This is a genomic window from Plantibacter sp. MMLR14_011 (genome assembly GCF_001865025.1).
In the GTDB taxonomy this organism is placed as follows: domain Bacteria; phylum Actinomycetota; class Actinomycetes; order Actinomycetales; family Microbacteriaceae; genus Plantibacter; species Plantibacter flavus_A.
This window is the reverse complement of record NZ_MJGW01000029.1, coordinates 1-287: the sequence shown is the minus strand read 5'-3', so window position 1 is coordinate 287 and position 287 is coordinate 1. Positions and strand designations below refer to the sequence as shown.

The following is a 287-nucleotide window of genomic DNA, read 5'->3' as shown; positions in this document are numbered from 1 at the left end:
CTTCGGGCCGGACACCGGGCACGACCTGCCGGCCGTCGGGTCCTTCACCGAGCCGCTCCGGCCGCTGCTCGAGTCCTTCGGCACCGCTCCCGGGTTCCACCTGGTGCTCTTCACCGTCGACGAGACCGTCTTCTCGCGCGAGATCGGGCCGCTCGCGGGCTTCTACCCCGCCGTGTACGCGGGCGCGCCGTGGTGGTTCATCGACACCCCGGCGGCCATCGGGCGCTACCGGTCGGCCGTCACCGACTCCGCGTCGTTCACCAAGACCTCCGGGTTCATCGACGACT

1 pseudogene is annotated in these 287 nt (G+C 71.4%); it reads left to right on the top strand.

The window, feature by feature from the left end:
- Positions 1-287 (top strand): annotated as a pseudogene (locus BIU99_RS12695) (glucuronate isomerase); the annotation flags it as partial.